We start from the raw sequence: 14760 nt of genomic DNA, 5'->3' as shown, positions 1-14760 counted from the left end.
TTCAAGTTATAAAATTAATCATAAGACACAAAATAACATGGTGAACTTTTCGGATATTCCAGAATGAACGTTTAATAAAAACTATCCTTAAAGGCTTGTGTAGAATTTTTTACTTTTAACTTTTCCAGTATATTCTGGCGGTGTCTGTTTACGGTATTGATGCTTATAGAAAGAAGATCTGCAATTTCTTTGCTTGCATACCCTTCCCCTATAAATTTTAAAACTTCCAGTTCCCTTGGGCTTAAAATATTTCTATAATCAAGCTTATCTTTTACAACCACCTCTCCTTTTTCGGTATTCACAATCATAAAACCGGAAGCATTAGAGGGAGTCAGAGCCATATTATAAAGGCAAAGGGCCAGCCTCAACCGTCCGTTATCAGGAGAATAAACATAAAACATACGGTGTTTTACCCATCTGTAGTTCTCATTTTTATCCTTCATTCTTATTTTTGATACAACACTGTATGCCGCGCGCTGCTCCATCTCCATAGCATCCAGTAATTTAAAGAAACGGAGTTCATGGATGTACTTTTTCAGACGGTCATCGGGATGTATTTTTTTCAGCATCTCTTCTTCCCAGATGGAGTTTATCTCTGCAGGATTTTCCTCCATCTTAAGTCCAAGTTCATATGCTGCTGCAGATTTATAAACAAAGCTTTTATTCTCCTGCATATCACTCAGCACACATATTGCACCTTCCATCTGAGAATATGCCAACGCCTGCTGTTTATAAACCCCGATGTCAAGACTGCATTTTTTCGGGGTATTGTCCAGTAATTGATCACTAAGCTGTTTACGGATTTCCATAATGGTTATTTATCAGTATTGACGCAAATAAGGTTTAATAATACTTTTGCTAAAATAATAATTTACGCTTAGAACTTATCCCAAAGAGAATGAAGAAAATGATTTTCGGCTTTTGCGCCTTATTCCTGATTCAAAAGTTTTCCGCCCAGAGTCTGGAAAAAATGACATGGTTTAACGAACCTGAAAAATGGGAAATCAAAAACAACAGTCTTTCCATGTTCGTAACCCCACAAAGTGATTACTGGAGGGTTTCCCATTATGGATTTACGGTAGATGACGCTCCTTTCTATTATGCTACCTATGGTGGTGAATTTGAAGCAAAAGTAAAAATAGCAGGCAGTTATAAAGCAAGATTTGACCAGATGGGCCTTATGCTGAGAACAGATCAGGAACATTATATCAAAGCCGGAGTAGAATTTGTAGACGGCAAATACAATCTCAGCACTGTGGTAACCCACAACAAAAGTGACTGGAGTGTCATTACATTGGAAAAAACACCTCCTGCCCTATGGATAAAAGCAGTGAGAAGGCTGGATGCTGTGGAAATATTTTATTCTTTTGATGATAAAAATTATATCATGATGCGGAATGCTCCTCTTCAGGACAACACTCCTGTAATGGTTGGCTTAATGGCAGCCTGTCCTGACGGAGAAGGATTCAATGCTGTTTTCGAAAACTTTAAAGTAAAACATCTGCCTGACCAGCGCAGGCTGAAGTGGCTTGAAACTCACCAATAACGATTGAATTACACTTCAATATACAGTCAATTTTATTCACCTCCCATCATTTCCGGGAGGTTTTTTGTTTAGAAAAGGTTATCTGCGAGAAAAAAACAAAATAATTACCATAAAAATCCTATACTTTCTATGTTTTATCTTCAATATTGGAAATTCAATAGGGCCGGGCTTTAGCCCGGTCTAAAATAAGACGTTTTCATCTGGCTTCAGCCGAAACTTAAATAACAGAAGACTACATCTATCATTTATTCAACTCTGTGTATTCTGATTGCTGGTAATAAAAAGAGACTGTTTACTTTAAGTACAGTCTCTTTTGTTTTTTTGAGATAAAAACCGTTTGTGTTCTTAGAATCATTATTTGGGTAATAAATCTTCTTTAATAGTTATGAGAATATTTTGCAAAAATATGAATATCCATAGGCAACGGCAAAGTTATCATGTAGAATAAACCTGTATTTTTTGTCAAACTATTACTACAAAAAAACACATAACAAAATATTCAGCCATTAATTAAAAATTTCCAAACACAACATTATTTACCATTTATAAAATTCTAAAAATAATCACAAATCCAGCATAATACTGAGATCTATAGGCGAGAATTTTAAATAAATCTTACATTAATTTATCACTTATTATTGAAATACGATAATATTTGTAAAAACCCGGAATGATGTATTGTCTGCAAAACATGATAAAACTTAGAGAAAACAAAATATGCAATACTAATTTATCGCCATAATTTCACTATTTTTACACGATCAAAAAATATAAAACACAAAAGACCAGAAAACTTCAATGATAAAAATTTATTCTCAATCGTTCCTGCCTTTTAAAAAAACTTTGACTTGTACAAATACCATTATTAACCGTCTATTGCATTAGCAGCAGATATAGATAAGTTTTGCACATATATGAGAGTTTGGGCATTTATTTTTGCTTGCATCTATCTAAACATTTCCGGACAGCACTATACCTCTATGTGGTACAACATAGACAATGGGCTTCCACAAAGCAGTGCAAAGGCCATTGTCAAAGACAAATATGGCTTTATCTGGATTTCTACCGAAAACGGGCTGGTGAGGTATGACGGCAGTTCTTTTATTACCTTCAGTAATTTCAGGGTAAATAATCTGCATTTTGGTGAATTTATAGGAGATCCCTGTCTTGATAGTATAACGGTTCTTAATAATTTTCAGGAAAGTAAAATCATTATTAAAAACAGGTTTCCCAAAATCGCAAGGCTCACTGCCCATGATAAAATGACCTATTGCAATGGTACCGATATCCTGCACCGTATTGCCAATAATATCATTACATCGGATTTCTATAATGACGTCCAGTATTTTATTCAGCTTAAGAATTCTGTTTATCATTTTACCGAAAAAAATGCCATCATTTATAAGGAAGGAAACAAGGAAATAAAGATTACACTGCCTTTTACCAATAAAGACCTGAATTACATTTTTGTACTGAATAACCACCTTTTCATCAATGATCTGAAAAAAAGAAAAACCTACTCTATCTACAAGGGAAATCTTTCTGTTTCTGATCAACCAACACTTTTTAACCATCCTGATACGAAAATATACTGGCAGCAGATTACCAATCAGACTTTTATTATTAACCACGACAATATTTACCTTTTAGAAGGCAACGAAAAGGATCTCCGTTTAAAATTTCTTGTCAATTTTGAAGAAATCGGAAATCATTCCTACTGTTCGATGTTCTATGATAAAGCGTTCAACAAATTGTACCTGGGAACGCTTAATAACGGTCTGAATGTTCTTCAGCTTTCCAATTTCTATGTATCAAGAAAAAAAGCTGATTTTTCCAGCAATGTATATTTCGCATCTCTTCCTTTCAGCCAAAGCACAATCATTGCTGAGGACGGAACAGAATTCGGAAGAAACGGAATTGTAAACAGCCACCTTTTCGGAAACAATGACAATTATCTCATGATGTATGACAATTCCGGAAATATTCTGATCAAAAAGAGAAACCATATTGTCAGGTTTTATAAAAATTCGGGCTATAAAAAGAAGGATTCCACTTTTGTTAAAAAGGGGCTTGAAACATTTATGAAAAGCGGAACTCTTTACGGCACTACCTTCACAGATCTTTCAGGCACTCAGCTTCATTTATACAAAAAGGATATATTCAGCCAGCCGGATTACACCTATACTTTTAAAAGTTTTGTCAATATTTTTCATCAATATAATGAGAATGAAATTCTGACCGGAAACAGCGACGGCCTTTATTCCATAGCACTGCGAAGCAATACCATAACTCCTTTGATCAAAAATATCCATGTCAAAAGCATTATCAGGACAAAAGATAATCTGATATGGATTACGACGGAGAAAAGCGGCTTCTATCTTTTCAGGAATCATAAGCTTATCAAGATGCCGAATGACATCAACGATTATCTTCAGTCAGCTCATTATATTCTTGAAGACAAAAAGGGATATTACTGGATTTCTTCAAACAATGGGATGTTTAAAGTTTCCAAAAAGCAATTGCTGCGCTATGCAGACCATAAAAACACTCCGGTTTTCTATTATCGTTTCACTAAAAAGGATGGTTTTCTGACCAATGAATTTAATGGAAGTTCAGAACCTAACGCCTATGCTCTTGAGAATGGGGATTTTGTATTCCCTTCAATGGATGGTTTTGTGTTTTTCAATCCGGAAAATATTCAGACGTATTACCCGGGAAGAAATAACATTTATATAGAAAGGGTAAAAATCGGTAATTCTGAGCCTCAGTATTTCCATCAGATCCTTGATTTGAAAAATGATTACAAAACAGCGGATGTCTTTATTGATATTCCTTATTTTTCCAATCCTGAAAACCTTTATATTGAAGCTAAAATATCCGGAAAAGAAAATACCGGATGGGAAAAGATTGCAACAGGGAAAGAATTAAAATACACTATCAGCAATCTTTCTCCGGGAGATTACACCCTGAGGGTAAGGGTATTGATATCTGCTGACGGGAAATATGAAGAAAAGACCGTTCGTTTCAAAATTCAGCCTCTTTTTTATCAGACATTACTGTTCAGAGTGTCTGCCTCCATCATTATCCTTATTATCATCATCGTTATCGTTCAGTTAACCACGAATTTTCTTAGGATAAAAAATAAAGCTTTAAAACAGATTGTCCATAATAAAAACTCTGAACTGAAGGAAACCTCTCTTCACCTGGAAGTCGTAAAAAATAACCTTCAGAAAGAAACGGAATACCAGAAAAAACTGGTGGAAACCATCAGCCACGACATTACCACTCCTATCAGATTTATAGCCATGCTTTCCCAGAAACTTCATGAGTCTGATGATGTGGAACTTCAGAAAAAGTACTTTGACAGTATCTATAAATCATCAGAGCAGCTTTATCAGTTTACGCTGAATTTGAAAGAGTATACTGAACTTTATAAGGCAGAAAATATTTTCGAAGAAAAGGAATATCCCATCAACAGAATCCTGGAGACCAAGAACAAGCTGTTCTGTGAAATTGCTAAAGAAAAAGGAACTACGATTACCAATCTTACTGAGGGTGTCATCTATTCCAGGGTAAATGAAAGTATTTTAACAGCCATTATTCATAACCTCCTTGATAATGCTGTGAAGAATACCTCTCAGGGAAACATTACCCTTAGGATTACCGAAAATCTACAAAAATCCACAATAATAATTAGTGACACAGGAACAGGAATGTCTGAGGAACAGATTGCTATCTATATGAATCTGTTCAGAAATCCAAAACTGGAAACCCCCAGTTTTAAAGGAAAAGGATTGGGTCTGCATATGGTTATCCATCTGGTAAAAAAGATCAATGCTGAAATGAATTTCAGGCAAAACCATCCTAAGGGAACTGTTGTGGAAGTAACGCTCAAAAAAACTAATCTTTATGAATGAAAAAATTTTAATTGCTGATGATCATTATGTAGTAAGGGCAGGAACCTGTCTGGTTCTTGAAACTGCTTATCCGGGTCTGAATATAGATTTTGCTGAAAATTATGACCAGGTGAAAGAAAAGCTGAGAGATCAACGGTATGATCTTCTTATTTTAGATATTGATATGCCGGGAACCCAGTATAAAAAGATGATTCCGGAGCTAAAAGATATTCAGAATGACCTAAAGATTCTCATTTTCTCAGGATATGACAAGGATGTTGCGATCCAGTATATCAGAGAAGGAGCTGAAGGCTATCTGAATAAACAAAGCAGTGAAGAGGAAATTAAGAATGCCGTAAAAACGGTCATTGAAAAGGGTTATTTCTACCCTGCGGAGCTGATTGGCCTGATTATTCAAAACAAAAGGAATAATCCTGTCGAAAAGTTATCATCAAGGGAATACGAAATTTTTAAACTTCTTGCGGACGGCAACGGTAATCTGGAAATTGCCAACAGGCTAAATATTCAGATGTCTACGGTAAGTACTTATAAAAAAAGAATCTTTCAAAAGCTTAATGTCGGAAATATTGCAGAGCTGATTAAAGTCTATGAAATGATGCATTAAGAAAACGGGGCCGGAATTTAAAGTATTCCTGCCCCGAAAAAACACAAATCTCATGAGATTTTAATAGCTAACCCAGTGATTTTTTATGCGTTATTTTTTATCATTGTATTTTTAGAATCATCTGTCGGTGTATTAGTACAGTCTCTGTACCGAGAGAAACAACTCCCTTGTATTATCAGAAGTATTGGAATCTGTGGTTGTAGCATCGCTGCTTCCTGTTGTAGATTTATTATCTACACGGAATGCATAATACACTCTGTACCATCTTGGCTCCGGTTCCTGTACGGTAATATCAAATGTTACCGTCTCATTATGGGTCTGGGTAAGATAAACACCATCATCAAATTGTCTGTAAGCTCCCGGTGATAATTTAATATTTCCATTATCAGAATCACCGGTATGGGTAGACATTTCCGAAACCCAGATTTTCACATCTGAAGTTCCCACATTGTAAAGTCTCGGATTAAAAGTGGTAGCCGCTCCCGTACCTGCTGAACTGCTGTTAAACTGGGCATCAAGTCTTAGAAAACCTCCCAAAACCGGAAGATCAGTAAGATAGGTACTGGCCAATGTATTGGCTCCCGAAGTACCTGCAGGAATGCTTCCGTGATAATAGATTAAATCTCCAATGGGAATATCATTATCTTGTCCCCCAAAAGCAAATTTCCAGGTAGTTCCGTTGAACATATAATAGCCGGCTTTATCTACTTTTGCTGTTTTTACAGAAGGAACAGTTACAGCCTGTGTTACATACACCAAAGCTCCAGTCTGAGCTGCCAGATAAACATTATCTTTAGCTCTTAACTGATCTCCTGTCATTCGGGGAGCCATCACTCCATCAGCCGCAGTAGCCACATCGGGCTTTCCTTCTACATGCAAAGTTACTTTAGGGGAATCTGTATTGATCCCAACCTGGGAAAATGCCGCTATTGAAAAACACATCATAATGCTGGCAAGAGGTAATTTTATTTTTTTCATTTTAGTATATTTGTTTAAAAATTATTTGATTTATTTAAAAATTGAATAAATCGTTTAGGGGTTAATTGAAAGATCATCAATCAGCCTTTGTTGAGCTAGCTGATGCAAAGTTATCCGCGCTGATAAATCAAATCCATCAATAATCAATGAAAAACAGGAAACAGCTCACAAAACACAAATCACTAATAACCAGAAAGTTAAACCAGTCATTTTCTGAAATCTGACTGTTAAGAGAAAATATTGGAATGATTTAAAATTACCTTCTGCCACAAATGACCACCAAAAAAGACATAAAAATTGAACAGTACAAAAGACAACTGGTGTATTATTATAATATTCTGATGTCTGTTATTCTTGCCCTATTTGGTTTAATATTTACTTTTATTATTCCCGATAAAATAATGGCCTGGTATCTTTTCGGAGGACTTTTTTTAATGGTCTATACATATCTGATTGTACGCAAATCCTACTCGGTGAATGTCATTGTGCATTCCTACATTATTATTGCGACACTTTATAATTTTTACATTATGTTGGCTTTCTGGAACAATTCTATAGCGAGTTTTGTCTGGCTTATTCCGATTCCGCTGGCAGCCTATGTTTTCTTTCAAAGAAAGTATGTTTTTATTTACAGCATGTATGTTTTGCTGAATATTATAGCGGGATACCTTATTTCTAAATCTTTCAGCTTTAAATTCCCGATACACCAACCAGAAGATGTGAGAATTACCGATACCATCCTTATGATTTCCAATGTAGCCGTAATATCACTCCTGCTCTATTTTAAGGATAAAATAAAACGGGTTGAAATTTACCATGAAATTGAGGAGAAAGCCCAGAGTACAGCGATACAGCCGGTTCCTACAGCAGACAAAGCTCCTTTTGCGGATGAACTGTTTGAAAAAATTGAATCAGTGATGAGAGAGAAACAGCTGTATAAAGATGTTAATTTTAATATTTCAAAGCTTTCTACAGAAATGGATATTAACAGCAGTTATATCTCAAAATCAATTCGTACAAAAGGATATCCCAACTTCAATAATTACCTGAATATGCACAGAATTGAGTGTGTAAAAAGATTACTTCATGAAAATGACATTGAAAAAGTAACCCTTATGTATATTTACACAGAAGCAGGATTTTCTAATCAGTCCACCTTCAACAGAGTTTTCAAACAGATGGAGAATATTACTCCTTCAGAGTACATCAACAGTCTGCAGCTTCATTGATTTGTTTCGCCAATCCACATCATTGAGATAATGATTTTTAAATTCGGAAAATAATCAGGAAATTTACATCACTTAATTTTTCCATCAAACCACTGCATTTTAATGCAAAAAAATCATGAATTCATCTGAAAAAGCACTTCAGGGAAGCTCACGTTTCCGATATATAAAACTTTGTATTTTCTTTTCAGGACTCTCGGTTTTTGCACAACTTTATCTTTTCCAGCCGATGCTGCCTATGGTTGCAGAGCAGTTCGGAGTGTCTGTAGGCGATACTTCCCTGCTGGTTTCATCATCCACAATAGGTATGGCATTGGGCTTATTATTTTTTGCCTTTAAAGCTGACAGTTATTCCAGAAAAAGCCTCATGGTTTTTTCTTTGATTTCTTCTGCGAGCCTTACTGTTATTTCTACCTGGATACCCGATTTAACACTCCTGATTGCCGTTGGAGTATTGAAAGGTTTTGTTGTTTCCGGGGTTTCTGCAGTTGCTCTGGCCTATCTTACGGAAGAAGTGGATGCTCTGGCAGTACCAGCAGCCATCAGTATGTATCTCAGCGGTAATACCATTGGAGGAATGAGCGGAAGAATAATGGCTACTTTGTTTGCGGGGGAATTCGGATGGCGTAATGCCGTTCTTCTGATTGGCATAGAAAGTTTAATCCTAGGCGCTGTATTCTGGAAACTGTTTCCGGAATCAAAGTTCTTCAATCCACAGAAAACAGACTATCATCTTAAGGTAAAACAGATGAAATTTTTCCTTACCAACCCTTATATGCTTCGGTTATACTGTACAGCAGCATTGCTGATGGGAGTTTTCGTGAGTGTTTATAATTATCTTACATTCAGATTGGAAGCAAAACCTTTTTCATTAAGCCACTTTATCATTGCCTTTATATTTCTGATGTATATTTTTGGAGTCTTTGGAACGATGATCGTAGGCCGTCTTTCCAGAAGGTTTCCAATGAATAGCATTCTGAAAGCTTCTATCCTGTGCATGCTTACCGGAGCTGCCCTTCTATTATCTGAAAATATTTATATTCTTATTTTCGGACTCGGGCTTTTCACCCTTTCATTCTTCGCTGCTCATACTATGGCCAGCCAGATGACTGCATTGTATGCAAGGCGGGGAAAATCTTCAGCCACTTCTATTTACTGGCTTTTTTATTATTTTGGTTCAAGTATTCTGGGAAGTGGTACCGGCTATCTGCTTCATGCTTATTCCTGGAATGTTTTCATAGCAGTTCTTATGATAAGTGTTATAACCGCTCTTCTTCTTACCACTTTTAATACCAATCCAAAAGCGGGAATAAAAAACTAATACCACATAGATACCACATGCTTTATTTCATGATTATGTGATAGTTTGCGCATAAGTGTACTATTTTAACGTATTATTAATTTTTTATAGCAAAATTTAACCTATCCTTTTTGTAAAACGGGGCTTAACAATGCAATGTCGGGCATACTATTTGCTATTTTACTAAAGACCATATCACCATTTAAAATCAAAATATTATGAACGTAGCAGATCTAAAAATCAAGAACTTGGTTGAGTATAAAAATCAGATTTATACCATTGCTGAGATCTTTCAAAATGTCGAACAGGCTTATTTTGTTAAAATTGAAAATGATATTCAAAGTATTTCGGTCCCGGCAGCATCCATTAAACCGATTAAAATAACGGAAGAATGGCTTGAAAAGCTCGGCTTTTCACGAACAGACAGTTCAGATCAGAGTATACGGTATGAAAGACCGGAAGCTTTTATAAAATATGATATAGACCTGAGTTCCAGAAAAATAATGGAAGGGCTTAAAATATATGGAAATGCTATAAAATGCAAGTATATCCATGAGTTTCAGAATATTTTCTCAAGTCTATTCGGAAAAGATACAGCTTTGCATTATGGTTATTTGAAAACAGAATCGTAGTTAAATAGTTCTTAGTTGTAGAAGACCACAATTTACACGATAAATTGTGGTCTTCTTATGTATAAATGTTTCATCTTAATCCCGTAATTTAATATTTACGTAAATTTGTGCCTATAGTACAAAATCTAATGATGGATACAGATACAATAGTTTTACAACTCATAGAACACTTTCGAGAAATCGTTTTTTTAGAAGATAAAGATATTGACTGTATTACTTCCAAATTAGAAATTATACAACTTAAAAAGAAAGATTATCTGCTTCGCGAAGGACAGGTTTCCAGACATATGCGTTTCATTGCACAGGGAAGCCTCTATGCGTACCACATTGATGAAAAAGGAAAAGAAAATACCACTCAGCTGGGTATTGAAAACTGGTGGGTAAATGATCTTTACAGCTATCTTAGCGAACTGCCTTCAAGAATGTTTATTCAGGCTAATGAAGATACCACCATCATACAGATCAGTAAAAATAATCTGGAATTATTGTACAAAGAAGTTCCGGCTGTCTCAGAATTCTGGCGTCTGAAGATGCAGAGTGCCTATGTTACGTTACAGGAAAGAACCTTTGAACATTCCCGTGTTGATGCTTATACCAAATACCGCACATTTGTCACTACTTACCGTAATATCGAACAGCGTTTTCCTCAATACATGATCGCTTCCTACCTCGGAATCACCGTAGAATATCTGAGCTATCTGAGAAAAAAACACCTGTCTGACGTTTCTTAAGATTTCTTAAGTTTATTCCCCTCCAGCCCGAATAATTTTGCTCACAGAAATTTAATGAGTGAAATATGAAGGCAAAAATTATCGCTGTAACAGTTCTTGCATTAGCTTCGCTGAACCTGAATGCACAGAAACTTTCCTATACCCCGGATCTTGTTTTAGGACATCGTTCCTATACTTATATGCACAATGTTAATTATCAGCTGAACGAACGGCTGAAACTGAACAATCTTACCCTATTTGATACAGAATACACCAAAGACAAAGAAAACATATTCTTCATCAGAAATACCCTCTCGTATAATCTTACCAAAAGACTAAGTGCCAATGCGGCGTTGGGAACGAAAAATCCCGGCGCATTTTTCAGTATTTACCTGCAATATAAAATCATCCAGTCCTCCTATTCACTTTCCTACTCTATAGGAACTACGTATCAGAAAGGATTTTCTCTGGAACAGTCTGTATCATTTGAATACACCCCTTATCTGACAGAAAATGTAAAGGGATATTTCAGTGTACTCGCTATTGGAAACCTCGATGACAGCGGATACCCCAGAGGGCTGCAGTTTATCAGACTGGGCCTGAAACAGGATAAAAGGATGTACGGGCTGGCCTCGAATTTCGACCAGTTTAATAACGGCAAAAAGACCCTGGAAAATATCGGGGCATTTGTAAAATATAACTTTTAAATAATGATAAGAAATGAAAAAGAACATTGATTTAGGAATGCTGATCATAAGAATAGCAATCGGATTTCCCATGTCTGTTTATGGAATCAGTAAGTTGATTCACGGAATTGGGTTTATTGAGGACATGATGATCATGTACGGCTTACCATCATTCTTTGCGTATGGTGTATTTGTGGGAGAAGTTATAGCTCCTGTACTGTTGATCTTAGGATTCCGGGCCCGTCTGGCAGGATTAATCTTTGCTGCCAATTGCTTCACGGCTACCCTACTGGCGCAAACAGCCAACATTTTCAAGCTTAATGACTTTGGAGGCTGGGCTTTGGAACTGCTTGTCATCTATATGCTTGTAAGCTTAAGCTTTTTCTTTACCGGCGCAGGAAAATATGCCGTTTCAACCCAAAATAAATGGGATTAATCCAAATGAAATACATAAAGTGAACTCAATAAAAAGCCTCCCGATCAACAACCGGAAGGCTTTTATAATTATTGATCATTTACTGTGTTGAGAAAAAATCCTCTTTTCCGATAAGATAAATATTGATCAGCTCCTGCCTGTTGATATCAACAATATCTTCATTCTTGAACTTATATTTCTTTTGAAGAGGCTTCTCATTAAAGTAAACCTTACCTGAAGCAAGCAAGAGGTTCAGTTTAGATGATGAAAGCCCTAAACATGTCCGGATTACTGTTGAGACTCTCATATTAAAATCAAAAGAAGACTGTATTTGAAAAGAAATGAACTCATCTTCCCTATTCATAAGATCTTCTACGGGAAGATTTGGGTATAGAATTTCATATTCCACACTTTCCAAGTCGGCTTCCACATTATTTTTTCTTCTTATTTCCTGTGAGAAAGCGTATTGCCAGGCAGTTTCCACATTGTTTTCTGAGAATTTACGGAATATTTCTTTACTGATAGATTCTGTTCTGATTCTTGAAAATATGGTCATATTATAGGTATTGCTGCATTTTACACACCGATAAATCAACCATATATCAATATTCTTTTTCTGGGCATTCAGTCTGAATTTATCACTGCATTGAAATCTGTCGCTGCTACATTGATTGCATTTCTTTTTGAGTAAGGGAGTATTTTTCGCTTTTACCTCCCAGATATATTGGGTATTCATTACTTATAATCGTGCTTAATATTCTTTGTTGGATTTTTCCATATTATTCACGCATTACAGAAAGGTATACCTCTGTAGTATTATTCAAAGATCAGGTAAGCTATAGTTTTTCTCTGCAGTAAAGTTTTGATCAATAGCATTGGTCAAAGCCGGAATAGCAGAGATAAAGTCACCTTTAACAGTGAATACGACAAATAATAGGATGAAATAAAAACCTGTTCGGGCAGAATTACCCAAACGAAAGAACGATCAGCCTGTGGTTACTGAGACTGATACTAAGCGAAAATAAGTTTAAGAGTTGTTCTCAAAACGTTTTATTTACTTGGTTATGATAAAAGTAGTCAATTTTATTGGAGAACGGAACTTTTTACGGATAAATTCAAAAATAAAATGAACAAGCTTTAGAATGGACCATACAACAAAGAAAAATTGAGCTTTACAACAAACCTCTCTTTTTCGTTTCTGCCGAAATTTGTGGTATTAAAATCATCAAAAATGAATCAGATTAATAAAATTTACATCAACGGCGAATTTGTTACGCCAAGAGGAACAGAAACTTTTGATCTTATCAATCCCGTTACCAACCAAAAAACCGGAGAAGTGGTTCTGGGAAATGAAGAAGATACCAGAATGGCCATTGCAGCAGCAAAGAAAGCTTTTACAACTTTTTCAAAAACAACAAAGGAAGAAAGGATCCATTTTCTCAGAAAACTGCACGATGCTGTAAGCAAAAGAGAAGATGAGCTGGTTGCTGTTATGGTGAATGAATATGGAGGAACTTTACAGTTCAGCAGAATGAGTGTCCAAAATGCAGTCTCTGCCTTTACAGCCACCATCAATACTTTGGAATCTTATGATTTCGAAAGAACGGTGGGACATTCCAAAGTACGTTTTGAATCTTTAGGTGTAGTTGGAATCATCACCCCATGGAATGCCAGCAACAGCTTTATCTGTAATAAACTTGCCACTGCCATTGCTGCCGGATGTACCGCTGTTATCAAACCCAGCGAAATGAGTGCGGCACAAACCCAGCTGCTTACTGAATGTTTCCACGAAGCCGGCCTTCCGGAAGGAGTTTTCAATATTGTTAACGGATTAGGAAATGTAGTTGGAAATGAAATTACTCAGCATCCTGATATCGCAAAAATCTCATTCACCGGATCTACACTTACGGGAAAAGCAATTGCCAAAGGAGCTGTAGACACCATGAAGAGAGTAACCCTGGAACTTGGAGGAAAGTCTCCTAATATTATTCTTGAAGATGCCGATTTTGAAAAAGCAATCCCAATGGCCGTTTTCGGGGCTTATATGAACAATGGCCAGGCCTGCATAGCCCCTACCCGATTATTGGTTCCGCAAAACAGACTGGAGGAGGTAAATGAACTGGCTAAAAAAGCAGCCGGACAGGTAAAAGTAGGAAATCCTGCTGAAGAAGATACTCTTGTAGGACCTATGGTGAGTACAAAACAATTTGAAAGAGTGCAAAGTTATATCCGTCTGGGACAGGAAGAAGGAGCCATTCTGCTTGCAGGTGGTGAAGGAAAACCGGAAGGTCTTGAAAGCGGTAATTTTGTAAAAGCAACCATCTTTACCAATGTCCGTAATGATATGCGCATTGCACAGGAAGAGATTTTCGGGCCTGTACTGTCTATTATTCCTTATGCTGATGAGGAAGAAGCAATTGCCATTGCCAATGACACTACTTATGGTCTTGCAGCTTATATCAGTTCTGATAATCATGAACATGCAGAACGTGTAGCTGCACAGATTGATGCCGGAAGAATCTGTATTAACGGGTTTGCCCACGATCCATACGCTCCTTTCGGTGGTTTCAAGCAAAGCGGTATTGGACGGGAGTTTGGTGTATTCGGACTGGAAGCTTACCTGGAACCCAAAACGATTCTGGCTTAATATAATCTTCTTCACAGCAAATATTCTCAGGATTACTTTGCTGTGGAGATTCTATGATCCTTAAAAGTTTTGTAAGTTTGAATAAGAATTGATCAAGAA

General features: G+C 36.4%; 13 protein-coding genes. 10 read left to right on the top strand and 3 right to left on the bottom strand.

Translation table 11 applies throughout. The features are described 5' to 3' along the window. Positions 1–71 precede the first annotated feature (71 nt). Positions 72–809 carry a response regulator transcription factor gene (locus DEU40_RS20840; RefSeq protein WP_110011632.1) on the bottom strand — a complete coding sequence of 246 codons (738 nt, stop codon included), beginning with the start codon at positions 807–809 and terminating at the stop codon, positions 72–74. A gap of 89 nt (positions 810–898) precedes the next feature. On the opposite strand from DEU40_RS20840, the gene DEU40_RS20835 reads away from it, so the two are divergent. The 3 genes from DEU40_RS20835 to DEU40_RS20825 all read left to right on the top strand — a co-directional run bounded on the left by DEU40_RS20835 (position 899) and on the right by DEU40_RS20825 (position 6067). Then, a complete protein-coding gene (locus tag DEU40_RS20835; RefSeq protein WP_110011631.1) occupies positions 899–1546 on the top strand; it encodes a DUF1349 domain-containing protein in 648 nt (215 codons plus the stop codon). Positions 1547–2526: 980 nt separating this feature from the next. Continuing rightward, positions 2527–5463, top strand: coding sequence for an ATP-binding protein (locus DEU40_RS20830; protein ID WP_181398013.1), 2937 nt, complete (start codon positions 2527–2529; stop codon positions 5461–5463). Beyond that, the gene (locus DEU40_RS20825) at positions 5456–6067 is read left to right on the top strand and encodes a response regulator (RefSeq protein ID WP_110011629.1); all 612 of its coding nucleotides are present in this window, start codon (positions 5456–5458) and stop codon (positions 6065–6067) included. The genes DEU40_RS20830 and DEU40_RS20825 overlap by 8 nt, the downstream gene beginning before the upstream one ends. Positions 6068–6199: 132 nt before the next feature. Here DEU40_RS20825 and DEU40_RS20820 read toward each other — a convergent pair whose 3' ends face one another. After that, positions 6200–7045 carry a hypothetical protein gene (locus DEU40_RS20820; protein ID WP_062670381.1) on the bottom strand — a complete coding sequence of 282 codons (846 nt, stop codon included), beginning with the start codon at positions 7043–7045 and terminating at the stop codon, positions 6200–6202. A gap of 272 nt (positions 7046–7317) precedes the next feature. Between DEU40_RS20820 and DEU40_RS20815 the strand changes: the two genes are divergently transcribed. From DEU40_RS20815 to DEU40_RS20790, 6 genes are all read left to right on the top strand, one after another. Beyond that, a complete protein-coding gene (locus tag DEU40_RS20815) occupies positions 7318–8274 on the top strand; it encodes a helix-turn-helix domain-containing protein (RefSeq protein ID WP_110011628.1) in 957 nt (318 codons plus the stop codon). A gap of 115 nt (positions 8275–8389) precedes the next feature. Next, positions 8390–9592, top strand: a complete 1203-nt coding sequence (locus DEU40_RS20810; RefSeq protein WP_110011627.1) for an MFS transporter — start codon at positions 8390–8392, stop codon at positions 9590–9592. Positions 9593–9789: 197 nt separating this feature from the next. Further along, entirely contained in the window at positions 9790–10203 is a 414-nt protein-coding gene (locus DEU40_RS20805) for a hypothetical protein (RefSeq protein ID WP_110011626.1), read from the top strand. A gap of 131 nt (positions 10204–10334) precedes the next feature. Beyond that, positions 10335–10934, top strand: a complete 600-nt coding sequence (locus tag DEU40_RS20800) for a Crp/Fnr family transcriptional regulator (RefSeq protein WP_110011649.1) — start codon at positions 10335–10337, stop codon at positions 10932–10934. Between the two features lie 65 nt (positions 10935–10999). Then, on the top strand, positions 11000–11620 hold the full coding sequence (locus DEU40_RS20795; protein WP_110011625.1) for a hypothetical protein: 621 nt from the start codon (positions 11000–11002) through the stop codon (positions 11618–11620). A gap of 13 nt (positions 11621–11633) precedes the next feature. Beyond that, positions 11634–12035 carry a DoxX family protein gene (locus tag DEU40_RS20790; protein ID WP_110011624.1) on the top strand — a complete coding sequence of 134 codons (402 nt, stop codon included), beginning with the start codon at positions 11634–11636 and terminating at the stop codon, positions 12033–12035. Between the two features lie 79 nt (positions 12036–12114). On the opposite strand, the gene DEU40_RS20785 is transcribed toward DEU40_RS20790, so the two are convergent. Then, entirely contained in the window at positions 12115–12750 is a 636-nt protein-coding gene (locus DEU40_RS20785; RefSeq protein WP_110011623.1) for a DUF1062 domain-containing protein, read from the bottom strand. A gap of 495 nt (positions 12751–13245) precedes the next feature. On the opposite strand from DEU40_RS20785, the gene DEU40_RS20780 reads away from it, so the two are divergent. Then, a complete protein-coding gene (locus DEU40_RS20780; RefSeq protein ID WP_110011622.1) occupies positions 13246–14661 on the top strand; it encodes an aldehyde dehydrogenase family protein in 1416 nt (471 codons plus the stop codon). Positions 14662–14760: the final 99 nt, after the last annotated feature.

The organism is Chryseobacterium sp. AG844, from assembly GCF_003182335.1.
Lineage (GTDB): Bacteria > Bacteroidota > Bacteroidia > Flavobacteriales > Weeksellaceae > Chryseobacterium > Chryseobacterium cupriresistens.
Note: the sequence above shows the minus strand (reverse complement) of the source record. Positions and strands in the feature narration are given on the sequence as shown.